Source organism: Ensifer sp. NPDC090286 (assembly GCF_044769565.1).
GTDB lineage: Bacteria > Pseudomonadota > Alphaproteobacteria > Rhizobiales > Rhizobiaceae > Ensifer.
In genome coordinates, this window is record NZ_JBIVYF010000007.1 from 127,243 (window position 1) to 150,490 (window position 23,248).

General features: G+C 63.5%; 21 protein-coding genes. 13 read left to right on the top strand and 8 right to left on the bottom strand.

The features are described from left to right. Positions 1-5 precede the first annotated feature (5 nt). Genes ACIQUG_RS29535 through ACIQUG_RS29545 form a run of 3 tightly spaced genes read left to right on the top strand, consistent with a single transcriptional unit; the run spans position 6 to position 2,903 of the window. A complete protein-coding gene (locus ACIQUG_RS29535) occupies positions 6-1,652 on the top strand; it encodes a heme biosynthesis protein HemY (RefSeq protein WP_402325809.1) in 1,647 nt (548 codons plus the stop codon). 26 nt (positions 1,653-1,678) lie between these two features. Further along, positions 1,679-2,161: a TerB family tellurite resistance protein gene (locus ACIQUG_RS29540; RefSeq protein ID WP_402325810.1), complete on the top strand. Its 483-nt coding sequence runs from the start codon at positions 1,679-1,681 to the stop codon at positions 2,159-2,161. 1 nt (position 2,162) lies between these two features. Then, the gene (locus ACIQUG_RS29545) at positions 2,163-2,903 is read left to right on the top strand and encodes a glutamine amidotransferase (protein ID WP_402325811.1); all 741 of its coding nucleotides are present in this window, start codon (positions 2,163-2,165) and stop codon (positions 2,901-2,903) included. 30 nt (positions 2,904-2,933) lie between these two features. Here the strand turns inward: ACIQUG_RS29545 and ACIQUG_RS29550 are convergent, their stop codons facing one another. Beyond that, the gene (locus ACIQUG_RS29550) at positions 2,934-4,175 is read right to left on the bottom strand and encodes an MFS transporter (RefSeq protein WP_402325812.1); all 1,242 of its coding nucleotides are present in this window, start codon (positions 4,173-4,175) and stop codon (positions 2,934-2,936) included. Between the two features lie 235 nt (positions 4,176-4,410). On the opposite strand from ACIQUG_RS29550, the gene ACIQUG_RS29555 reads away from it, so the two are divergent. Further along, positions 4,411-4,704: a YggT family protein gene (locus ACIQUG_RS29555; RefSeq protein WP_139108271.1), complete on the top strand. Its 294-nt coding sequence runs from the start codon at positions 4,411-4,413 to the stop codon at positions 4,702-4,704. A gap of 2 nt (positions 4,705-4,706) precedes the next feature. Further along, a complete protein-coding gene (locus ACIQUG_RS29560) occupies positions 4,707-5,024 on the top strand; it encodes a DUF167 domain-containing protein (protein WP_402325814.1) in 318 nt (105 codons plus the stop codon). Positions 5,025-5,027: 3 nt separating this feature from the next. Here ACIQUG_RS29560 and ppa read toward each other — a convergent pair whose 3' ends face one another. Then, a complete protein-coding gene (ppa, locus tag ACIQUG_RS29565; RefSeq protein WP_043619957.1) occupies positions 5,028-5,561 on the bottom strand; it encodes an inorganic diphosphatase in 534 nt (177 codons plus the stop codon). A 160-nt stretch (positions 5,562-5,721) separates the two neighbouring features. Between ppa and ACIQUG_RS29570 the strand changes: the two genes are divergently transcribed. Continuing rightward, complete coding sequence (locus tag ACIQUG_RS29570) at positions 5,722-6,321, top strand: hypothetical protein (protein ID WP_402325816.1); 600 nt, start codon at positions 5,722-5,724, stop codon at positions 6,319-6,321. Positions 6,322-6,354: 33 nt separating this feature from the next. Here the strand turns inward: ACIQUG_RS29570 and ACIQUG_RS29575 are convergent, their stop codons facing one another. The 3 genes from ACIQUG_RS29575 to ACIQUG_RS29585 all read right to left on the bottom strand — a co-directional run bounded on the left by ACIQUG_RS29575 (position 6,355) and on the right by ACIQUG_RS29585 (position 10,660). Continuing rightward, positions 6,355-6,861 (bottom strand): GNAT family N-acetyltransferase, encoded by a 507-nt coding sequence (locus ACIQUG_RS29575; protein ID WP_034802619.1) that lies wholly within the window; start codon positions 6,859-6,861, stop codon positions 6,355-6,357. A 208-nt stretch (positions 6,862-7,069) separates the two neighbouring features. Then, positions 7,070-8,896, bottom strand: coding sequence for a translational GTPase TypA (typA, locus tag ACIQUG_RS29580; protein WP_043619962.1), 1,827 nt, complete (start codon positions 8,894-8,896; stop codon positions 7,070-7,072). A 201-nt stretch (positions 8,897-9,097) separates the two neighbouring features. Next, positions 9,098-10,660, bottom strand: coding sequence for an alkaline phosphatase D family protein (locus tag ACIQUG_RS29585; RefSeq protein WP_402325817.1), 1,563 nt, complete (start codon positions 10,658-10,660; stop codon positions 9,098-9,100). Between the two features lie 258 nt (positions 10,661-10,918). Between ACIQUG_RS29585 and ACIQUG_RS29590 the strand changes: the two genes are divergently transcribed. Then, on the top strand, positions 10,919-12,229 hold the full coding sequence (locus ACIQUG_RS29590; RefSeq protein ID WP_402325818.1) for an amidase: 1,311 nt from the start codon (positions 10,919-10,921) through the stop codon (positions 12,227-12,229). A 407-nt stretch (positions 12,230-12,636) separates the two neighbouring features. Here ACIQUG_RS29590 and ACIQUG_RS29595 read toward each other — a convergent pair whose 3' ends face one another. After that, the gene (locus tag ACIQUG_RS29595) at positions 12,637-12,798 is read right to left on the bottom strand and encodes a hypothetical protein (RefSeq protein WP_192450991.1); all 162 of its coding nucleotides are present in this window, start codon (positions 12,796-12,798) and stop codon (positions 12,637-12,639) included. Positions 12,799-13,041: 243 nt separating this feature from the next. Here ACIQUG_RS29595 and ACIQUG_RS29600 point away from each other — a divergent pair, with 243 nt between their 5' ends. The 6 genes from ACIQUG_RS29600 (at position 13,042) to ACIQUG_RS29625 (ending at position 19,273) form a co-directional block, all read left to right on the top strand. Continuing rightward, the gene (locus ACIQUG_RS29600) at positions 13,042-13,545 is read left to right on the top strand and encodes a hypothetical protein (RefSeq protein WP_402325819.1); all 504 of its coding nucleotides are present in this window, start codon (positions 13,042-13,044) and stop codon (positions 13,543-13,545) included. A 158-nt stretch (positions 13,546-13,703) separates the two neighbouring features. Further along, positions 13,704-14,837, top strand: coding sequence for a PspA/IM30 family protein (locus ACIQUG_RS29605; protein ID WP_402325820.1), 1,134 nt, complete (start codon positions 13,704-13,706; stop codon positions 14,835-14,837). Between the two features lie 5 nt (positions 14,838-14,842). After that, positions 14,843-15,472, top strand: coding sequence for an OB-fold-containig protein (locus tag ACIQUG_RS29610; protein WP_043619967.1), 630 nt, complete (start codon positions 14,843-14,845; stop codon positions 15,470-15,472). A gap of 33 nt (positions 15,473-15,505) precedes the next feature. Continuing rightward, positions 15,506-17,182 (top strand): flotillin family protein, encoded by a 1,677-nt coding sequence (locus tag ACIQUG_RS29615; protein ID WP_402325821.1) that lies wholly within the window; start codon positions 15,506-15,508, stop codon positions 17,180-17,182. A 412-nt stretch (positions 17,183-17,594) separates the two neighbouring features. Further along, complete coding sequence (locus tag ACIQUG_RS29620) at positions 17,595-18,698, top strand: DUF937 domain-containing protein (protein ID WP_402325823.1); 1,104 nt, start codon at positions 17,595-17,597, stop codon at positions 18,696-18,698. Between the two features lie 80 nt (positions 18,699-18,778). Beyond that, positions 18,779-19,273 carry a hypothetical protein gene (locus ACIQUG_RS29625; RefSeq protein WP_402325824.1) on the top strand — a complete coding sequence of 165 codons (495 nt, stop codon included), beginning with the start codon at positions 18,779-18,781 and terminating at the stop codon, positions 19,271-19,273. A gap of 128 nt (positions 19,274-19,401) precedes the next feature. On the opposite strand, the gene ACIQUG_RS29630 is transcribed toward ACIQUG_RS29625, so the two are convergent. After that, positions 19,402-20,805, bottom strand: coding sequence for an RtcB family protein (locus ACIQUG_RS29630; RefSeq protein WP_402326057.1), 1,404 nt, complete (start codon positions 20,803-20,805; stop codon positions 19,402-19,404). A gap of 754 nt (positions 20,806-21,559) precedes the next feature. Further along, positions 21,560-23,116 (bottom strand): RNA-binding protein, encoded by a 1,557-nt coding sequence (locus ACIQUG_RS29635; protein WP_402326058.1) that lies wholly within the window; start codon positions 23,114-23,116, stop codon positions 21,560-21,562. Positions 23,117-23,248 lie beyond the last annotated feature (132 nt).

The following is a 23,248-nucleotide window of genomic DNA, read 5'->3' on the forward strand; positions in this document are numbered from 1 at the left end:
CAGATATGATCCGCATTCTGATTTTCATCCTGATCGTGCTTGGTCTCGGCCTCGGCTTCGCCTGGCTCGCCGACCGGCCGGGTGAACTCTCGGTCGTCTGGCAGGGCCAACTGATCGAGATGAGCCTGATGCGCGCCGCATCGCTGCTGATCTCGCTGATTGCCGCGGTGCTGATCGTCGTCTGGCTGGTGCGCACCATCTGGCTCTCGCCGCACACGGTCACCCGCTATTTCCGCGCCCGCAAGCGCGACCGCGGCTACCAGGCCCTCTCGACCGGCCTGATCGCCGCCGGCGCCGGCGACGCCAATCTTGCCCGCAAGATGACTGCCCGCACCCGCGGCCTGATCAGCGCCGACCAGGAACCGCTGATCCACCTGCTCGAAGCCCAGACAGCCCTGATCGAAGGCAAGTACGACGACGCCCGACGCAAGTTCGAGCTGATGGCCGACGATCCGGAGACGCGCGAACTCGGGCTCCGCGGCCTCTATTTAGAAGCCAAGCGCCTCGGCGCCCATGAGGCCGCCCGGCAATATGCCGAGCGCGCTGCCGAAAAGTCGCCGCACCTGCCCTGGGCAGCACTTGCGACCCTCGACAGCCAGAGCCAGGCCGGACAGTGGGACGATGCGCTGCGCCTGCTCGACCAGAGCCGTGTCGCCCATGTGGTCGATCGCAAGGAGGCCGACCGCAAGAAGGCGGTGCTCTTGACCGCCCGGGCCATCAGCAAGCTCGACGGCGACATGAAGGCGGCGCGCGACGATGCGCTTGCCGCGCTGAAGCTCGACGAACATCTGGTGCCGGCGGCGCTGACGGCCGCCAAGGCGCTGTTTCGCGAGGACAACCTGCGCAAGGGCACCGCGATCCTCGAGAAGAACTGGAAGCACGAGCCGCATCCTGATGTGGCACGGCTCTACGTGCGCGCCCGCGGCGGCGACACGGCCGTCGACCGGTTGAAACGGGCACGCAAGCTCGAAGCCTTGAAGCCCAACAATGCCGTGGCGATGGCCGCCGTCGCCGAGGCAGCACTTGAAGCGCGCGAGCTGCTTCTCGCCCGCACCAAGGCGGAAGCCGCCGCCCGGCTCGACCCGACCGAAAGCATCTTCCTGCTGCTTGCCGACATCGAAGAGGCCGACACCGGCGACGAGGGTCGCATCCGTCACTGGATGGCGCAGGCGCTGAAGAGCCCGCGCGATCCCGCCTGGACCGCCGATGGCGTGACCTCGCCGACCTGGCTGCCAGTCTCGCCGGTCAGTGGCCGTCTCGACGCCTTCGAATGGAAGGCGCCGCCGCATACGCTTTCGGCCACGGTCGACCACGACCAGTCGAACGCCGACGAGGCGATCCGCAGCCTGCCCGCCGTGGTGGAGGCGCATGTGCACGAGCCGGCACCCGCAGCCCGACGCAGCGAGGCGCCCGTGATCCTGGAGGCCGAGCGCGAGGAACCGCGTCCGGCGCCGCAGCCGATCAAGGTCGCCGAGCGCAAGGCGCCGGAACCGGTCGCCGACAAGCCTCCAGTCAAGGCGGAAAAGGAAGAGGGCGCGAATGGCGAGCACATGCCCGATCCCTTCTTCGGCCGTCCGCCGGATGACCCCGGCGTGCGCGATCCGGTCGCCGGCGAGAAGGCGCCGGAAAAGACGACTTTCCGATTGTTCTGAATTCTCAAGGGGCTGTGGCAAAATACATGTTTGAACGCTTACGGACGTTTCTCGATGGCCTGACCGGCCCGGCGAAGCGCATAGAGCATGGCGATCCGCGCGTGGCGGTCATCGCTCTCTGTTTCCAGGTGATGGAGGCCGACGGCCGGATCCTCGCGTCCGAGCGGCGCAAGATGCGCAAAGTCGTCAAGGAGCACTACAAGCTCGACGATGCCTCGCTCTCCGCCTTGATCGAAGCCGGCGAGACTGCCGAAAGCGAGGCGATCGACTTCTATCAATTCACCGCCGAGCTCAAGCGCCACCTCTCCGAGGAGCAACGCGTCGAACTCGTTGGCATGCTCTGGGACGTCGTCTATGCCGACGGCGAGCGCAGTGAGATGGAAGATCACGTGATCTGGCGTATCGCCGATCTGCTCGGCGTTTCCGGTCGCGACCGGGTGCTGCAGCGCCAGGAGGCGGCGGCCAGAAGCGACACGGTCGAGAAAGCCGAGTCACAACAGGATAACTGAAATGCCGATGCCCGACGACAGCGCGCGAAAACCCGTCCTGATCATCCTGCATCAGGAGCGATCGAGCGCCGGCCGCGTCGGCCAGATACTCGAGCAGAAGGGTTTCGGGCTCGACATCCGTCGCCCGGCGCTTGGTGACGACCTGCCGGAAACGCTGGAACGGCACAGCGGCACAATCGTGTTCGGCGGTCCGATGAGCGCCAACGACGAGGAAGAGTTCGTCCGCCGCGAGATCGACTGGCTTTCCGTGCCGCTCAAGGAAAACAAGCCTTATCTCGGCATCTGCCTCGGCGCGCAGATGCTGGCGCGCAACCTCGGCGGCTCGGTGGCGCCGCATCACGAGGGCATGACCGAAATCGGCTGGTATCCGCTGGTTGCGACCGAAGCCGGAAAGGCGCTGATGGACTGGCCGGCCATGGTCTATCATTTCCATCGCGAGGGCTTCGATCTGCCCTCCGGCGCCGAGCTGCTCGCAACCGGCGACACCTATCCCAACCAGGCCTTCCGCTATGGCGACAATGCCTGGGGCATCCAGTTCCACGGCGAGCTTACCCGCGCCATGATGCACCGCTGGGTCGTGCATGGCGCGCACCGCTTCGAGATGCCCGGCGCCCAGGTGGGCAAGGCCCATCTCGACGGCCGCATGCAGCACGACGGGCCGCTGCGCACCTGGATGGAAAACTTCCTGGAGCTGATCTTCCTGCGAAACGAGCGGCCGGCAGCAAAAGCGGGAAGCGTTTAACGCGTCGTCCGTCCGCACCCGCGACCCTGCTTATTTGTGGTGATCAGGCACGTCGAGCGTGTCGATCTTGCGCAGTTGCGGGAAGCCGAGCGCCCAGAGCCCTGAGACGAGCAGTGTGCCCATGCCGCCGAAAACGACGGCAAAGACCCCGCCGAAACCGGACGCCATCATGCCGGCGCGGAATTCGCCCAGCTCGTTCGACGCGCCGATGAAGACCATGTTGACGGCGTTGACCCGGCCGCGCAGCTCGTCCGGCGTCCAGAGCGTGATCAGCGTCTCGCGCACATAGACCGAGACCATGTCCGCAGCGCCCATGACGACGAGGGCGGCAATCGACACCCAGGGGGTTGCCGAAAGGCCGAAGATAACGGTGCCGAGGCCGAAGAGCGCCACGCCGACGAACATGTAGAAGCCGGCCCGGTGGCGGATCGGATGGGCGGCCAGCCAGATGGCCATGCTCACCGCACCGATACCGGGTGCCGCTCGCAGGAGACCGAGCCCCCAGGGGCCGAGATCGAGGATATCGCGGGCAAAGACCGGCATCAGCGCCACAGCACCACCGAGCAGCACCGCAAAGAGGTCGAGCGATATGGCGCCGAGCACCACCTTCTCCGCCTTGATGTAGCGAAAGCCGGCGGTGATCGTTTCCCAGCTCTGGGCGGATGGCGCGGTGCGCGTCGCCGGCTTCGGAATGGCAAAGACCATGAATGCGGAGGCGAGGAAGAAGCCGAAGCCGATGGCATAGGGAAAGACCGCGCCGAGCGCATAGATGAGACCGCCCGCGACCGGACCGACGATCATCGCGGTCTGCCAGGAGGTGGAGTTCCAGGCGATCGCATTGGGTAGGTCCTCCGGCGGCACGAGGTTCGGCGCCAGCGATTGCGATGCCGGCGCCAGGAACGCGCGTTCGATGCCGAAGACCACGAGAACCGCATAGACCGGCCAGGGCGAAAACAGCCCGGTGACCGTGAGCGCGAGCAGCGCCGCCGCGCAAAGCGTGCTGACGATCATGCAGACACCCATGATCATGCGCCGGTTGTAGCGGTCCGCCACGGGTCCGGTGACGAGGATCAACACCAGCGACGGCAAAAACTGGAAGAGACCGATCAGGCCGAGATCGAAAGGATCGCGCGTCAGATCATAGATCTGCCAGCCGACGGCGACAGAGATGATCTGGATCGCGAAGTAAGCGAGGAAGCGGGAAAAGAAATAGCGGCGATAGCCGACATGCCGAAAGGCGGCAAAACGATGCGAGGCATGAACGGCGGACATGGGGAGGCGCTCCTAAAGCACGTCGCGCAAGAGTGTGTAGCGGCTTTGCGAGAACGACATGCGACAACTCAGAACTTAAAGCGCAAGCGGCGGGTCCGAAAGATCACACCGCGCTTTACTGACACCGACTGTCGAACGGCCTCATGTTAAACATGATCGCGCCCGATAAACCGGCGTACTTGCTCGTTTAGGTCTCAATGTCTACATGTCTGTCAATAACGATTTGGAGACCGGCATGCTTGCTGTCATCGGCACTTTGAATTTCATCATCAACATCGCGTGGTTTCTGGTCATCGCGTCGGCTATCTTTTCCTGGCTCTACGCGTTCAACGTCATCAACGTGAACAACCAGGCGATCAACATGATCGGCCGCTCGCTCTACCAGCTGACCGAGCCGCTCTATCGCCCGATCCGCCGCGTGCTTCCCGACATGGGCGGCGTCGACCTGTCGCCGCTGGTCGTGCTGGTGATCCTCTATTTCATCCAGCTCTTCCTCAACACCACGATCGCACCGGCCCTGCTTGGCTAACCATGGCCAGCAGGGCCTTCACCGCGCACGGCGATCACATTCGCCTGACGGTGCGCCTGACGCCGAATGGCGGCCGCGATGCCATTGATGGCGTGGAAACGACTGCCGACGGAGACGAACACCTGAAGGTGCGCGTCAGCGCAGTTCCCGAGAAAGGCAAGGCCAACCAGGCCCTGCTTGCCTTTCTCGCCAAGAAGCTCGGGCTCGCCAAGAGCAAACTCTCCCTCATCTCAGGCGAAACACAGCGCAAAAAAATCCTCCGGATCGAGGGCGACCCGGAGGATTTGATAAGGCGTCTTGCCGAACTGGCCGGCAGGTAAGGCTTACTTGGCGCCCTTGGCGCGCTCAACCGCTTCCGCGATCAGCTGCTTGGCGACGGAAGCGTCCTTCCAGCCGAAGATCTTCACCCACTTGCCGGGCTCCAGATCCTTGTAGTGCTCGAAGAAGTGCTCGATCTGCTTCAGCGTGATTTCCGGCAGGTCGGTGTATTCATGCACCTTGTCGTAGCGCTGGGTCAGATGAGCCGACGGAACGGCGATGATCTTTTCGTCCTTGCCGGAGTTGTCTTCCATCATCATCACGCCGATCGGGCGCACGTTGATGACGCAGCCGGGAACCAGCGGACGGGTGTTGCAGATCAGAACGTCGATCGGGTCGCCGTCGTCCGAGAGCGTGTGCGGCACGAAGCCGTAGTTGCCCGGATAGGTCATCGGCGTGTAGAGGAAGCGGTCGACAACCAGCGTGCCGGCTTCCTTGTCCATCTCGTACTTGATCGGATGGCCGCCGACGGGAACTTCAACGATCACGTTGACATCTTCTGGTGGATTCTTTCCGATGGAAATCGCGTCGATGCGCATGGATCTACTCCAGGGTCGGTTTGAGAAGTTTGCCCGTCGGATAAAGGGAAACATGCCGCGATGCAACATAACTTTCGTCCGTAGCGCAGATTCAACCGGTCGTTTCGCGGCTGTCGATCGACCGCCAAGGGTCTGCCAATCGCGTTTGAGGGAGTTTCGCATGAACGGAAGGGTTGCATGCCTGGCGCTGGTGCTTTTGTCCGCCGGCCCCGTCTTGGCCAATGAGAGCGTCTATACCGACTTAGGCCGCGACACGTGCAAGACGATCGCCGAAGAAGAGGGCATGTACGCGCTGATGACCTGCCCCGGTCATGCGGACTACCCCGTTCGCTTCAAGGAGGCCGACATCCGCCAGAGCGTCTCGTTCGGTCACCTGAACCAACGCTATGCCGACGATGCTTTCGAGAGTTTCATTCCGTTCAACCACGCCGGCACGACCGTGGAGTGGCGGATTGCCAAGGATGGCAAGGCCGTCGCGACGATCCTGCGCTGGTTCATCGAGAACACCGACGCGTCCGGCGCTTCGGTTCCCGCACTTCAGGGACAGGTGCTTGTCATCTCCAAGGTGGCCGAGAAGGATGACGGCAAGGGCTGCGTCGCCGGCTATGTCGATGCGCTTGCCAATCCCGATCCGAATGCGCTCGCCCGCAAGATCGCCGACGAGGTGGCACCGACCTTCCGCTGCGGCATCGACAAGCCCGCCTATCACGGCACGCGGGGCGACAAGGCGGCCGCCCCCAACAACCAACTGCCTGAATAAGTCTTTGATTTCAGTGTTGCGAAGGCATCGCGCCTAGTTCCAGGCGAAGCCGACCTTCTTCAGGTGCTTGTCGCCGAAATCTTCCATGCCTTCGGCGATATCGGTACCGCCGGCACCCTGGAAGAACTGGTAGGCATGCTCGCTGTCCTCGAGGCACCAGACGACGAGGCCACGGCAGCCGAGCGAGCGCAGCAGGCTCTTGGCCTCGCCGAAGAGGATGCGCCCGAGGCCGATGCCCTGGTATTCCGGCCGAAGGTAGATCTCGTAGATCTCGCCTTCCTGCGGCAGCGCCTTGGCCCGGCTCAGGCCGAGCGTTGCATAGCCGGCGATGGTTCCGGCCACGTCGACCACGAGCAGCGTGGCAGGCCCGCGGGTCGCCTTGCGCCACCAGGTCTCGTCGCGGCGATTGACCATCTGAACGAGCGGACGATGGGGGATGAGACCACCATAGGTCTGCAGCCACGAAACGCGGTGCACATCGGCAATTGCCGACGCTTCCTGCGGCTCTCCGGGCCGAATCTCTATTGAAACAGTCTTCATGACTCGCGACTCTAAACACACACAAGGCGAACAGGAATCCCGCCCGGTTGCCGGCCTGCGTTAACCCACAGGCAACTTTAACGGCACCCAATGGAAGGTTAACGCCTTTTTAACTTTATCCGCAAGTCGCCCATCGGTGGCACACACAGCAAAAAACCCCGGATCGCTCCGGGGTTTTTCTGAAAGTCATGGGATCGATCAGGATCGATCAGGCAGCGCCGGCCGTGCGGGCCTTTTCGAAGCGCTTGCGATCGTTCGGGTCGAGGTGCAGCTTGCGCAGACGGATCGACTTCGGCGTCACTTCGACGAGCTCGTCGTCCTGGATCCACGAGAGCGCGCGCTCGAGCGTCATGCGGATCGGCGGCGTCAGGCGAACAGCTTCGTCCTTGCCGGCGGCGCGCATGTTGGTGAGCTTCTTGCCCTTGAGAACGTTCACTTCGAGGTCGTTGTCGCGGGTGTGGATGCCGATGATCATGCCGGCATAGACCTTCTCGCCGGCGTCGATGATCATCGGGCCGCGGTCTTCCAGGTTGAACATCGCGTAGGCAACCGATTCACCGGCGTCGTTCGACAGGAGAACGCCGTTGACGCGACCACCGATCTCACCCTTGTAGGGCTGGTAGGCGTGGAACAGGCGGTTCATGATCGCCGTGCCGCGGGTGTCGGTCAGAAGTTCCGACTGGTAGCCGATGAGGCCGCGGGTCGGAGCGAAGAACACCAGGCGGACGCGGTTGCCGCCGGACGGACGCAGCTCGACCATTTCGGCCTTGCGCTCCGACATCTTCTGCACGACGACGCCCGAATGCTCTTCGTCGACGTCGATGACGACTTCTTCGATCGGCTCGAGCAGCTGGCCGTTGTCATCCTTGTGCATGACGACGCGCGGACGCGAAACGGCAAGTTCGAAGCCTTCGCGGCGCATGGTTTCGATCAGAACCGCAAGCTGCAGTTCGCCGCGGCCCGATACGAAGAAGGAGTCCTTTTCCGAGGATTCTTCGATCTTCAGCGCGACGTTGCCTTCGGCTTCCTTGAACAGGCGATCGCGGATAACGCGGCTCGTGACCTTGTCGCCTTCGGTGCCGGCAAGCGGCGAATCGTTGACGATGAAGGACATGGTGACGGTCGGCGGATCGATCGGCTGGGCGGTCAGCGCTTCGGCAACGCTCGGGTCGCAGAAGGTGTCGGCGACGGTGCCCTTGGTGAGACCGGCGATCGCGACGATGTCGCCCGCATGCGCTTCTTCGATCGGCTGGCGCTCGATGCCGCGGAAGGCGAGGATCTTCGAGATGCGGCCATTTTCAAGCAGCTTGCCGTCCTGGCCGAGGACCTTGACGGCCTGGTTCGGCTTCAACGTGCCCGAATGGACGCGGCCGGTGATGATACGGCCGAGGAAGGGGTTGGCTTCCAGGATGGTGCCGATCATACGGAACGGGCCTTCGGCAACCGTCGGCTCCGGCACGTGCTTGAGCACCAGGTCGAGCAACGGCGCCATGCCCTGGTCCTTCGGACCTTCCGGGTTGACGTTCATCCAGCCATCGCGGCCCGAACCGTAAAGGATCGGGAAGTCGAGCTGCTCGTCGGAGGCGTCGAGGTTGGCGAAGAGGTCGAAGACTTCGTTGATGACTTCTTCGTGGCGACCATCCGGGCGGTCGATCTTGTTGATCGCGACGATCGGCTTCAGGCCGACCTTCAGCGCCTTGCCGACGACGAACTTCGTCTGCGGCATCGGGCCTTCGGAAGCGTCGACGAGAACAATGGCGCCATCCACCATCGACAGGATGCGCTCGACTTCACCGCCGAAGTCGGCGTGGCCGGGGGTGTCGACGATGTTGATGCGCGTTCCCTTCCACTCGACCGAGGTCGCCTTGGCGAGAATGGTGATGCCGCGTTCTTTTTCGATGTCGTTGGAGTCCATGACGCGTTCGGCAACGCGCTGGTTTTCGCGGAACGAGCCCGACTGCTTCAGGAGCTCGTCAACAAGGGTCGTTTTCCCATGGTCGACGTGCGCGATAATCGCGATGTTACGAATGCTCATTTTTCGTCTCGGAAGGTTCAGGGCAAGCCCCGATGGGCCACGCCGCTTTTTCAATGGTCGCGCTCATACAGGTTTTTTTGCGATTGCGAAAGGGGGGCGCACGCATCAGCGTCGTGGTCAAATGCCGGTAGGCCATGGGTTTGCACTCGCCAGGGGTCTCGCGAACGCCGTTTGGAAAGCTGTTGGCCGCGACCGAATTCCTCATGCAATTGCGGCCGGATCGAGCGTCACGCGCCAGAGTTCCTGGTCCTGCCGGTCCATCAACCGCACCGTCATTTGCTGTGTCTGGCCGTTGATATCGACGATGCCAAAGAATTGCAGGCCGGCCGATGGCGGCAGGTTGCTGTCGATGCCGCCGCCGGACGCCTTGATGAAGCGGACCTCCGGCCCGAAGGTCATGTCGAGCTCCTTCGGCCCGTAGGTGCCGGAATGCAGCGGCCCGGACACGAACTCCCAAAACGGCGTGAAATCCTTGAAGGCGGCGCGACCCGGATCGTAGTGATGCGCGGCGGTGTAATGCACGTCCGCCGTCAGCCAGACGAGATTGTCGATGCCGTTGTCGCGGATGAAGCGCAGAAGATCGGCAAACTCGCGTTCGCGCCCCGTGGGCGGACCGTTGTCGCCATTGGCGATCGCGTCCGAACCGCGCCGGTTGGTGTAATCGTCCCAGACGACGAGACCGATCGGCATGTCGCAGGCGATCACCTTCCAGGTGGCCCGCGAGGCAGCCAGCTCGCGCTTCAGCCAATCGACCTGCCGCCAGCCGAACAGCGCGCCGCCGCCGTCTTCCTGGTTTGCGCCGCGATAGGATCTGAGGTCGACGAAAAACACGTCGAGCAATGGGCCATAGGCGATCTTCCGAAAGATGCGGCCGGGCTGCGTCGCAACGTTGCGGATCGGCGTCATCTCGTTGAACGCTCGTGCCGCCCGCTCGGCATAGACAGCGACATCCTTTTCCGGATAGCGGGCATCGTCGCGAAGGTCGGTCGAGGCCGACCAGTTGTTCAGCACCTCATGGTCGTCCCACTGGTAGAAAGTGGGACAGACGGCGTTCAGCTGCCGCACATGCTCGTCGAGCAGATTGTATTTCCATTGCCCGCGATATTCTTCGAGCGTGCGCGCCACGTCGCGCTTTTCATGCGTCACCACCCGGTTCTTCCAGATGCCGCCGTCGCGAAGCTTGATCTCGTCGGGGATCGGGTTGTCCGCATAGATCGTATCGCCGGAGTGAATGAAGAAGTCCGGCTCGTGCTGGCGCATCGTCGAATAGGTCTTCATGCCGACATCGTCGATGCCCCAGCCCTGCCCGGCGGTATCGCCAGACCAGACGAAGCGGATCGAGCGCTTGCGCAAGGGGGCCGTGCGGAACCGGCCGGTGACCGGCTCGGAGACGCGGTTCACGTCGTAGAGATCCGTGGCGGTGAAGCGATAGAAGATGTCCTGGTCCGGCAGCAACCCATCGAGCGAGCACTTGACCGCACAGTCCGTCTGCGACGTCGCTGTCAGATCGGCAAGGCGAAAGGGATTGGTGAAGCTCTCGGTGGTCGAATATTCGACCGACACCTTCGACGGGCGATCGGCCCGCGCCCAGATCATGCCCGACGACGTGTCGACATCGCCCGATTGCACGCCATGAATGAATTCCGGCCGCCCGTAGCCGCGCGCATAGAACGGCGTCGCGAGACCGGATGAGGCCACGAAGCCCGCGGCACCGGCGGAAAGCAGGAAAGAACGCCTTGAAAGCGTCTTGAGGATATCGGCCAAACAGACCTCCGATTCGGCAGCGCCACCGCGCGTGCCGGACCTTTGGTCATCTGGGTGTCAGCGACGTAACAGGGCCATGAAACTATTTGAACGGTTTGGCGACAGTTCGGTGAAGGTCGGCGCCGGCCGCGGCGACAATGGCACGATGGCAATCGCCACCAATGCTGCTATCAAGGTGACCGTCGTTGACCTCGGTGAACCCAGGCAACGACCCCGCCCCTGCCGCCGATGGCGGCCCCTATTCGACAGGTGATCATCGTGCCCCACGCCGCCAACGTCTCCGTCCGCGACCGCCTGGAACAGATCCTGAGCCGGCTCAACGATCGCCGGCACGCGGAAAAGGCTTTCGTCCGTCTCTACGAAGAGAGCGCGCGCCGCGAGGCCGACGCAGCCGACCGTCGCCGGCAGGAGGGGGACAGCCTTGGGCCGCTCGACGGCAAGATCGTTTCGATCAAGGATCTGCTGGATGTCGCCGGCGAACCGACGCTTGCCGGCTCCATCATTCGCCGCGATGCGCCGCCGGCCCAAAAAGACGCGCTCGTTGTCCAGCGGCTGCGCGCTGCCGGCGCCGTGATTATCGGCAAGACGCATATGACCGAATTCGCCTTCACGGCGGTTGGGCTTAATCCGCACTACCCCGTGCCCGGCAACGCCACCGACGAGCGCCTGATCCCCGGCGGCTCGTCTTCGGGGGCCGGCGTCTCGGCGGCCGAAGGTACCTGCGACATCGCCATCGGCTCCGACACCGGCGGCTCCATCCGCATCCCTGCGGCGCTGAACGGCATCGTCGGCTTCAAGCCGACGGCGAACCGCATCCCGCTCGACGGTGCCTTTCCGCTCTCGCCGGTTCTCGATTCGCTCGGACCGCTCGCCCGGACCGTTGCCGATTGCGTTGCAGCTGACGCCGTGATGGCCGGCGAGCAACCAAAACCGCCCGTCGGCCGTTCGATCGCAGGCCTACGGATCGGCATCCCCCGCGGCAGGTTGTTTGAAGACCTCTCCCCCGAAGTCGCCGATGCCTTCACAGCGAGCCTCGACCGGTTGGAGAAAGCGGGCGCTGAGATCGTCGACTGCACCATCGACGACTTGATCGAGAAACTCGGCGAAGCGACACGCATCGGCTCGATTGCGGGCCTAGAGGCAAGCCGTGTCCACGCCGGCTGGCTGAACGACGAGACCGCCCCCGTTGACGACAGGGTCAAAGTCTCGCTTCGCCGCCGCATCTTGGTGGCCGACGCGGCGATCTCGGATCTGCTGCAAACCCGGCATGCGCTCACCCTCGCCATGGACGAGCGGCTTTCGCCCTATGACCTCATCGCACTGCCGACGACGCCGATTGCCGCCGTGTCGATTGCCAGCGTCGACAACGACGCCAAAGAATACGACCGCGTGGAAAGTCTGCTGCTGCGCAACTGCCAGGTCGCCAACCAGTTCGATCTCACGGCCATTACCCTGCCGATGCCGGGCCTCGTGCGTCCGGCTGGACTGATGCTGGTGGGGAGAAACGGAACCGATGCGACGGTTCTATCCGTCGCTCTTTCGGCCGAAGCGTTGCTGCAGGAAAGCTGAGCAGCAGCCGGCGGTCATGCCACGGATCGTCGGCCTGTAAGCAGGCCGGGGCGGCAGTCGTTATGGACAAGGGTGCCGGAGCGACGACGGGGCCGTCCAAACAGGATCCGCAAAGCCCTGTCCTCTGCAGCCGCGCGCCCGCCTGCGGGCATAGCGTCAACGTTTCAGGGCGCGAAGGATCAGCCAGACGGGCACACCGATGACCAGCAAAATCACCACCCAATGCCAGATAGAAATTGTCATCCTGCGCCTCGCCCCTCGTGCTGGCGACACGCATTCCGAACTCTCTCGAAAAGGTCGACACGTCGCCGGTTAGAATCGGGCGAAGATAGGATGTTTCCTCGCCGATTCGCAACCGATGGTGGATCGGCCCAGAGGGGTAGCCCGCCGGGGAGACGCGCCCTGCTTCAGTGCATCGTTTCGCCGGAGATCTCGTCGCTCAGGATGCGGAAGGCATCTTCAAGGGCAGCGACCAGCACGTCGGTCAGTTCGTCGCCGTCATTGTTCGCGAGATAGAGGGCAACCATCGAATCGGATGGATCGCGGTAATGCTCGATATCGTTTGACATATCATTGTCCTTTATTCGCCGTGTCACATCCCGGCCATTGAGGTGACGATAGGCGAAGGGACTTGCGTAAAGCTGGATGCATGATGTCCGGCAAAGGGCATTCTGCACGCAACGTCGCGTTACTCTCCTTGCGTTCCCTAACGAGGCCGGCCGACAAAGGATAGAGGATAGCGACCTATTTCGCTCGCGCCGGGCGGCCGAGCACGCTAGAGCATGTCGCGGACGAACGGCGCGGGAATGAGCATGTCGAAGAAAACCAAGAGCGACGAAACCGCGGACGTGCAGCGCCTGAAGCTCGATTTCCCTGATATCCATGCGGATCTCATCGCCGGGCGCATCCCGTCGCTGCGCAAGGCGCTTATCGTGGCAGGGCTCAAGGACGAGCGCACGCGCCTCGACAAGCTCAAGAACTCCTGGACCAAGGCAAGCCCGGCCGAGCGTGAAACGTTCCTCAATTGGCTGAGCAGCAACGGCGCCGCCGACGGGCTTGCTCCGCGCGCTCAAATCGATCCACCGCTTGCATCGCCCCCGGCGATTGCCAGCGGTCGCTACCTGCTTCCCGAAACGATCGCCGAAATCCGCGCGATCATGAACCGCCGCCGGATGCGGGCGAACGACATCATGGCCGAGATGGGATTTGCCGGCGACGACCTGTCCCTCACCCGCGCCCTGGCGAAGGGCGCTAGCCTGCGGCTCTCAGTGATTGCCGCGCTGGAAACCTGGCTGCGCAACAACGCGGCGGAATAAACCCACCGGTCAATCGTCCGCTTTCGACGCCCATTTCTCCCCGCTGCAACCCGCATTGCCGGCGCCGCGACCGTTGCGCGCGTTCAACAAAAGAAAATTGCAACTTAAACCTGAGCAGATCCTTGAAAGCACGAAAGCGGTGCTTTATGTTATTGCTCATGGCCCAGAGCAACCACACGTCGATCTTGTGCTACGACCTCGCGCCGGACGCGGACGCCAGACACGCGCTGGAAGAAACCTTCGTGGCCTACGCCGACATGCTGGCGATGCTCGATGAACTCGCCGGCGAAAAGGCGGGCGCCAACCTCGTAACGCTGCATGAACTTGCCTACGAAACGGTCCGGGAGCGCACCGGGCTTCCGGCACGCATGGTCACGCTGGGATTGCGTGACTTCGCGGCAAATCGCGGACAGCAGGCCAATGCCGGCCGGCTGCCGCTGGACGACAAGCTTTTTGCAATCAAGGGACCGTCGGACCTGACCGTCGCCACCGTGCGCGGTCGCGTCGCGATCCCATACGACGTCGCCGGTTATACGTCCGGCACCCTGAATATCTTCGCCGCCCAACTCGTTGCGCAGGACGGCGGCTATCAGATCCACATCGGCGTCACCCCGCATTCCGACCGAACGGAGAAGAAAATGATGACGAATGAAGGCATCCTGTCCCGCATGGGCCGCTTGATCGCCGGTCTCGCCAATGCCGCCGTCGACAAGGCGGAAGGCAGCAACAAGATCGTGATCGTCGAGCAGGCACTCCGCGAAATCGACGCGGCCGCCGAAGAGGCCCGGGTCGATATCGGCCAGGCGCGCGCCGAGGAGTATCGCATCCTCAGCCGCCGCGACGAAATCGGCGCCGATCTCGAAAAGCTGGACGAAAAGATCCGCACCGCAATCTCCGCCGCGCGAGAAGACCTCGCCAAGGCCGGCGTCGCCCGCCAGATCGACCTGGAATCGCAGCTGGCCGCGCTGGACAAGGCGCTCGCCGGCGCCCGCACCGATCTCGAAGAGGGCCAGCAGGCGCTGCAGGCGGTGCTGGCCACCCGCCGCGAGGCCGAGGCGCGGCTTGCCGATCTCAAGCGCAGCATCGCCCAATTCCCCGACAGCAAGGTTTCTGGCCTGGCGAAGCCCAGCCCGGTGGACGGTGCGGCCCGCGCCGCTGCCGCCGTCTCCCGCGCCACGGGGGTACCGGGCGGAGAACACAGCAGCAGCGCCGAGCTGGACGAACTCGACCGCCTGCATCGCGACCAGGCGATCGAGGCAAGGCTGGCCGCGCTCAAGGCAAAGCAGCACTAACGCCCATGCTGTTCTTCCTCGCCCCGGAATCCCTACCCTTCGCGGTTGCGGCGGTGATGTTAGCCGCCTTCACCGGCATCGAGCTCCTTTGCCTGCTGCTCGGCTTCTCGCTGGGCGAGGCGATCGACAAGGCCTGGCTGGACGACCACAACGCATTGGGCGGACTGATGTCCTGGTTCAATGTCGGCGGCGTGCCGCTGCTGGTCCTCCTGATGCTTTTCCTCGGCCTCTTCGCGATGACCGGCTTTGTCATCCAGGCGGTGGCCGGGGCCCTGTGGGCGCCGTTGCCGGCCCTTGTCGCGGCGCTGCCGGCCCTCGCCGTCTCGCTGCCCGCGGTTCGGATGTCGAGCCGATGGGTGGCAAAGATCGTGCCGCGCGACGAAAGCTATGCCGTCGATCTCGGAGACTTCGTCGGCCGCAGCGGCGAAGTCACCGTCGGCCCGCTGGACCAGGGCCTGCCGGGACGCATCCGCCTCAAGGACCGCCACGGCAACTGGCATGTGCTGCGCGCACGCGCTGCCCGCAACGAGCAACCGATCGCCATCGGCGCGCAGGTGCTGGTGGTCGACCGCGTTTCCAACATTTTCATTGCGATATCGGCGCCGGCAGACCTGCTGACGCCGCCCAATCCTTAATATTCCCTCGTCTTAAAGTCTCACGGAGCAACCATGTTTTATGAACTCTTGGTGCCGGCCGGCATCGGCATCGTCCTGATCCTCGGCATCGGCTTTGTTCTTGCATCGCTCTATACCCGCTCGAGCCGCGACGAAGCCTATGTGCGCACCGGCCTCGGCGGCCAGAAGGTGGTGCTCGACGGCGGCTCCATCGTGCTGCCGATCTTCCACTCGATCGCCCGCGTCAACCTCAAGACGCTGCGCCTCGAAGTCCGGCGCGGCGAAGGCGATGCGCTGATTACCAAGGACCGCATGCGCGTCGATATCGGCGCGGAATTCTATGTCCGCGTGAAGCCCGATGCTTCCTCGATCGCGCTGGCAGCCCAGACGCTCGGCGACCGCACCAACGACGCCGAACAGCTGCGCGTGCTGATCGAGGCCAAGTTCGTCGACGGCCTGCGCTCGGTTGCCGCCACGATGAGCCTCGACGCGCTGCAGGAACAGCGCATGGATTTCGTCAAGGCAGTGCAGGAAGCCGTCGGCGCCGACCTGCAGTCGAACGGTCTCGAGCTCGAGTCCGTTTCGCTGACACGGCTCGACCAGACGGATATCAAGCACTTCAACGCCAACAACTTCTTCGACGCCCATGGTCTTGCGGCGCTGACCCGCATCACCGAGGGCCGCAAGAAGGAGCGCAACGAGATCGTGCGCGACACCGAAGTCGCGATCGCCCAGAAGGACCTGGAAGCCCGCCAGCAATCGCTGACGATCGAACGCACCAAGCGCGAGGCGGAACTGAACCAGGAACGCGACATCGCCAACAAATCGGCCGCCACGCGCGCCGAAACCGCACAGCAGGAACAGGCGGCCAAGCGCGCCGAGGAAGAGGCCCGCATCGCCGCAGAACAGGCGATCGCGGAGCGCGAAGCGCTTGCCAAGCAGGCGCGCGAAAGCGCCAACATCGACGCCACCCGCGCCGTGCAGCAGCGTGACACCGAAGCCCGCCGCGACCTGCAGATCGTTTCGCAGGAGAGCGCCATCGCCGTTGCCAACAAGAGCCGGGAAGAGTCCGAGGCCAAGGCCCAGGCTGAAACCGCCCGCGCGCTCGCCATTGCCGCGGAAGAAAAGGTGGAGACGGCAAAGGCCGTGGAAATCGCCGAACGCGAACGCCAGATCGCCGTCATCGACGCCCGCAAGAACGCCGAAACGGAAGCAACGGCCGTGACCGTCGGCGCGGAAGCCGAAAAGCAGGCGGCCCTCGACCAGGCCGATGCGATCAAGACGCTTGCCACCGCTGAGGCCGACGCCGCCATCATCAAGGCCAAGGGCGTGCTCGAAACCGGCAAGGCTGCGGCCGAAAGCGAGGCGCTGCTCAACGACGCCCGCAACAAGCTGAGCTCCGCCATCATCGAGTTCGAGATCCTGCGCGAACGCATCCGCATCATTCCCGAAGCGCTGGCCGAAGCGGTCAAGCCGATCGAGAAGATCTCCGACATCCGCATCTTCGACACCGGCGGCATGCTCGGCCGCAACGGCGGCGGCGAAGGTGCTACGAACGGCATCGGCCTTGGCGACGGCCTGGCGGGCCAGCTCCTGTCCTACCAGGCCAACAAGCCGATCGTCGACCAACTGCTGAAGGAAGCAGGCTTCAACGGCGAAAACGCGATCTCGTCGCTTCTCGGCAACCTGCAGGCGGCACCGACGCCTGCAGAGAAGGCACCGAAGAAGTAAGCCGAACTGTGCGATCTCCGGCCCCAGGGCCGGAGATCGCACGCGCAACCCAGGTCGCGATCGCGGCTGCGGCGTTTGAGCGTATCGCCAAGCCGCAACGCTCCAGCCGTCTCGCTAGGATCGCGTTCGGTTTTCTTGCGCAGATGCCGACCACACCGCGCCATCTTTGGCGGACGCGCCGATGGCAGGAGCAAGCATTGCCCGCATCGGGCTCAGCCGTTCCACAAGTTGCCTGGAACTGGCCAGCTGCATCCACAAGTGCTAATATTTGTGCGCCGAGGGTTCCAGACGAACCGGTCTTGCAGCCGACAATCAGATAACAGCGAATTGCTTGCAGCCAATTGCCGCGCCGTCGGACGACCGCTCCATGATTGCCGTCGTTTTCCGACGACATCACGTGGAGGAAAAGCCCATGGCCAGCAATCTTGTTTCCTACATCGCGCAAATGCTTACCCCGGACATGATCGCACGCATCGCCTCGGCGCTCGGGCTCGATAGCAGCAAGGTACAAAGTGCTGTCGGGGCCGCCATACCTGCGCTACTGGCAGGTCTGTCTGGCGTCGCTACGCAACCGGGCGGCGCACAGAAGATCGCCGAGACCGCCCGGCAGCAGAGCGGATCGCTCGACAATCTCCTCGGAATGCTTACGGGCGGCGATCAGGCTTCGCTCGCCCAGAGCGGATCGCAAATCGTCTCGTCCCTGTTTGGAGCCAACAACGGCAGCGCACTGGCAAGTGCCGTCGGCGGCGTTTCCGGCATGGATCAAAGGGCGAGTGGCTCGTTGTTGGCCACGCTCGCGCCCCTGGTCATGGGCGGGCTTGCCCGTCAAAGTGGCGGAGATTTTAGCGCCAACGGCATTGCCGGATTGCTCGCGAGCCAAAAGGACAACATCGCCGCCGCATTGCCGTCCGGCGTCAGGGATCTGCTGGGCGGTACCGGCCTGCTCGGCGCGCTTGGCGCCAATGCGCAATCTGCGGCGGCCTCCGCCACGCAGGCCGCCGGCCAAGCTGCCCGGGCTTCCGCCAGTGCTGTCAGCAGTGCCGGCCAGCGTGCCGCAGAAACGGCGGCACCGGGGTCGCGATGGCTCTATTGGGTGATCGGCATTCTGGTGCTTGCCGGCCTACTCTTCTACCTGTTCGGCAGACCAACCGAGCCGGCACCGCCTCAGGCCGGAACGGCCGAACAGAACCTGACGGTCGGTGGGATCGATGTCGGGCAGGAGATCAAGAGCGGCCTGGCAAACCTGCAGACGACACTGACCGGCGTTACCGACGCAGCTTCGGCCACGGCAGCGCTGCCGAAACTGGAAGGTGTGTTGAACGGTCTTAACAAGGTCAGCAGCGTGGCCGGCCAAATGACGGCAGAACAAAAGGCCGCCCTTGTCGCAGTGATCACGCCGATGATGCCGACGCTCAACACATTGTTCGACAAGGTTCTGGCCATACCCGGCGTGTCGGACATCCTGAAGCCGGCGATCGACGCGTTGAAGTCGAAGCTGACGGCGCTGACGACCTGACATCCGGAACGACCGCCTGCACGACAAGCCGCCAGGTGGCGGCCTGTCGTGGTCACGAAAACAGACAAAGGAGGTCAGCGATGGCTGACAAATCGACATTCACCGCGGACGAATGGGCGCTGCTTCTGGAGAGCGTGATGATGGCCGGTATTGCCGTGACTGCGGCGGAACCGAGCGGCCTGTGGGGCATGATGAAGGAAGGTCTCGCCAGCAGCACTGCCCTTCTCCAGGCAAAGTCTGACGGCGCAAATCCTCTTGTCAAAGCGCTGGTCGCCGACTTCGAAACCTCGGAAGGACGCACCGCCGCCCGTGACGGCCTGCAGGCCAAACTCAAGGGCGCCAAAGCCGCAGACATGAAGGCCAGATGCATAGAGACACTGCAGCAGGCCAGAACCACCGTCGAGGTCAAGGCGCCTGACGACGCTGCGGCCTTCACCGCATGGCTTTACCAGATCAGCCAACGGGTAGCGGAAGCCGCCAAGGAGGGTGGCTTCCTCGGCTTCGGCGGCGTCGCCGTCAGCGACGCCGAGAAAGCCACGTTGTCGGAGATATCGGCAGCGCTGAAGATCGCTTAATACGGCACCGCCTTGCGCGGGCTTCGGCAAACGGCGACAGCTCAGGCAATCGCACCGGGGCGACGCAAGACGTAAGGCTCAGGGGAAATTGCACAGAGAAGGCGGGACAAGCCCGCCTTCTCCTCAATCTATCGGCGCTTCTTGCGCCAGGGCGCATCCTTCTGCCAGTCGCCCGCCATGATGCATCCGTAAGGGATCACCTCGTCGACGATGTCGGCAAGGCCGTACTCGGCGATCTGCTCCCGAACGGCCGCGGCATTCTTGTAGGCGCTCGGCAACTCCGAAACGTCGGGGTGGCCGGAAAAGAAGCGTGCGTCGAGGCCGACGGTCTCGCGCTCCATGACGGCAGCGATGTTGTTCGGGCTGAGCCCGCGACCGTCTGCACCGAAATCGTCGCCGAGCCGGCGCATATGTGCCGTACGCGAAAAATTCCGGCCGGCCCCGTGCGGCGAAAACCCGAGTCCGTGAGCCGCATTGGACCCACGCACGATCAGGATCGGCTCCGCCATGTTGAGCGGAATGATCGTCAGATCGGTCGCATCGCCAGCCCACCCGTCAAAGGCGGGCGTCGCCCCCTTGCCGTGATAGAACAGGCCGTCGGACTTTCTGAAAACGAAGTTATGCTCGTTCCAGAAGCGGTCGCCGACACGCGCAGCCAAGCGTTCCGCCGTCATGTCATGGATCGCGTAGTGGTTCTCCTTCGTCCACTGGCGGATCGTCTGCAATGCCGACCAGTACATTTCCCCCTCGTCGCTGTCGGCCGGAATCCAGGCATTGTCCCGGAGCGTTTCGGGCGACAGCTCCTCACGGAACCGGTTGGCGATCTTCATGCCGCGATCGTAAAGCCGCGCACCGGGCGCACGCGATCCGTGATGCGTGACGAGCGCCGTCTCGCCAGTCGACTTCATCTGTCCGACATAGGCGAAGTGGTTGCCGTCGCCCTGGGTGGCGAAGTGGTCGATGCCGATGCTGATGAAATCCTTCAACAACGGGTTTTCCTCGAACGCCGACAGGGTCGCTTCCGAAGGCTTGATCTGGGAGCCGCGCGGACGACCACCCGGACCGAAATGCGTCACCGCATGCACGGCATCGAGCAACGCCTTCGGGGCCACGCCCGGAAAGATGGAGATCGCCATCGAGCAGCAGATATCGGCCGAATGCATGCCCGGATGGATCGCTTCGGACGCGACCACGCCGCCAACCGGGATTGTTCCGACCGGTCCAGACGGGCAGGCGTCAGGCATGATCGCCGCCGACCGCACGACCGGCGTGCGGGCGAGCTCGCGCATGGTCGCGCTCACCTTTTCGATATTCTCCTGTTCGTGGGCGTTCTCGGCGCGGATGTTCATGTGGATCGGCACGTCGTTGGCGGCCTTCAGCGGCAGGGTCGGCCCCGGCTGATAGCCACGAGCGATTTCCAGCGCATCGGTCATGGAGCTGCCGGCGCTAAGCGCCCTGTTGGCGGCGTCCAGCGCATCGCGAAACCACTTGCCCTGGCTCATGCCGGCATCGATCAAATCCTGTCCGCTCATTATCTCGGTCATCTTCTTTTCTGCGTTCGCAGTCCTTCTGTGCTCTGTGTTTCATCTTGTACCCAACCGACAAGCGTAGGCCGGAGACATTGCCGCCACGGTCGTGGCGCGATGCGACCCAATGGTCCAGCGACATTCGCTGTGGGTCGTCTCCCGGCGACGAGTGTTGGCAGGACGGTTTGCTGAGCTACGCTCCGCCTTTCGGGAAGCGGGATGACTTGAACATCCGACCTGCCCGCCGAAACCGGCGAGCCGCTCTACCTGTAGTCCTGCCGGCATTCGCCGGGCATTTCACGCCCGCCAGGCGGACGTCATTGAAAGCCATGCGGCGGCGACGAGGGTGGACGAAACCGGATGGCCCCGCTCGTGCCAGAGAGCGTATGCCGAGGAGGAGTCGAACCTGCCAGGCCATCCAGTTGTGGTGGCGATGTAGTTCCGTCCGGCATTCGCCGCTGCATTCGGTCCTGGCGACAAGTGATTGAGAAACGCCCCGCTACCGAAGGGATGCGTGATCCCTTGCAGGATTCGAACCTGCCGCGGCCATGTAGTTCCTCTTGCATTCGCCATGTCTGTGGTCCGTGACGACGAGGTGTGGTGAAACGTCCTGCTCTATCCGCTGAGCTACGGGTCCACAAAGTGGAGGACCCGACGGGATTTGAACCCGCGACCTGGAGATTAACGATCTGTAGTTTCAACCGGCATTCGTCACGGTCCCCCGCGCCGTTCACGGCGGCGCGAGGGTATTGCCTTGTTTTTAGAGTTCGGTCGCCTCGATGGTTTTCACCCAGCCGTCCGCTCCGTTGGTGCCGGCGGCAAAGGACGCGATGACCCCATAGACGGCATCCGAGAAGCCGCCGATGTTGAGAACGTCGTCCCGTGTCGGCGCCTGCGTCGTGGCATAGGGCTGGATGTCGAGGCAGACCAGCTTCGCAGCCGGGTTGACCCGCTTGATCCTTGCCCATTCCTCCATGACGGCCGTTGCATGACCGCCCCGGGTCGCATCCACCCAGGATTCATTGTCCGAGATGAAAACGACGAGATCGACCTTGGCCTTCTCGTTTGCGAGCGCCCTCAACGGTGCGGAGCAGTTCGTTCCGCCACCGCCGACGGCAACCAGTTTCTCGGCATTGGTCATGACCGTGTCTCGCCGGTTGAGGCTGACGTTCACCACGTTGTTCTCGAACGGCAACACGCGTGCTTGCGGGTTGCGCTGCAGGAATGCGGCCGTCATCAGCGCGGCAACGTCGATGCAACGAACCGCGGATGTGGCGCCCTGGCGGTAGCCGGTCACGGACGAACCCATCGAGCCGGAAACATCCGGGCACAACACCACATGGCCGGCGAGCGACGGCACATTGCCGACGGCGATGTCCATCGCATCCTGCAATGCGTCTCGCACGACTTCCGGCACCTGACCGTCAACCATCTTCCACGCCATCATCAACTGGTAGGGGAAGACCTTCGACCTATGGATCTCGTCCGGATCCGCGAGGCGCCGAGCGATCGCCTCGGCGACCCCTTCCACCTCGAACACGTCGTTGCGCGCGAAGGTGTTGAGGTTCTGCCGCAGCATCTGCCAGCCGCCCTTGGCTGCGATCTCGACCCAATGCTCCCGCGTCAGGGCAAGAGACGTCAGCAACTGGAACGGAACGTCCGGCAGCGGCTGGGTCTGATCGCGCCTGAAGGCCTGCAGAGCTTTCACCACGTCCGGCAGCGCCGCGTAATCGTGCGGCTTGCCGAGCGCCCAGGCGTAAAATGCCTGTCGCTCCGGCGTGGCCGGCCGCGGGTGAACCATACGGATCACATCGGCCAAGGATGGATCGTTGCCCACCATTGCCCTGAGGACCTGCATCGTGCTGGCGTGCTCCAGCCAGGCCTGCACCGCCTTCTTCGGCCGCGTGCCGAGCGACTTGCGCCCTGCCGCGCCCGAACGCATCACCTGTACGAAGCCGCGCAGCATCTTGCCGCTCTTGACCACACGCGGGAATGCGCGGGCAAAGACGTCGCTTTGAAGGCTCGAAAGCAGGGCCAGCAGCATCACCGGCATATCCTTCATGTGACCACGCTCGGCGGCATAGACTGCCACCTTGGCCACGAATTCCGGCTCGACCTCGACTGCCAGCGCCCTAACCGCCTCGAGTTGTTCTGCGCCGTCGGCGTAAAACGTGCCGTTGAAGGTTCCCGTCACTGCATACTGCGCCAACGCTTCGCGCGGGGTCAGCCTATAGGCCGGCGCGGCTGCGTGGTTTTTCGTGTCCGTGCCCGGAAGCAATTTTCCGAGATAGGTTTTGAAGATCGCCTTGTTGACCATGACGGCACCTCTTGTTCGTTTCATGCCAGATACAATTCAAGAGGCGTGCCAGTTTCGAAAACTCCGCAGAAAAATCAATCTCTGCTCATTCATATTATTGTTTTAAAACGATAAAAATTTTTGGCGACGAAT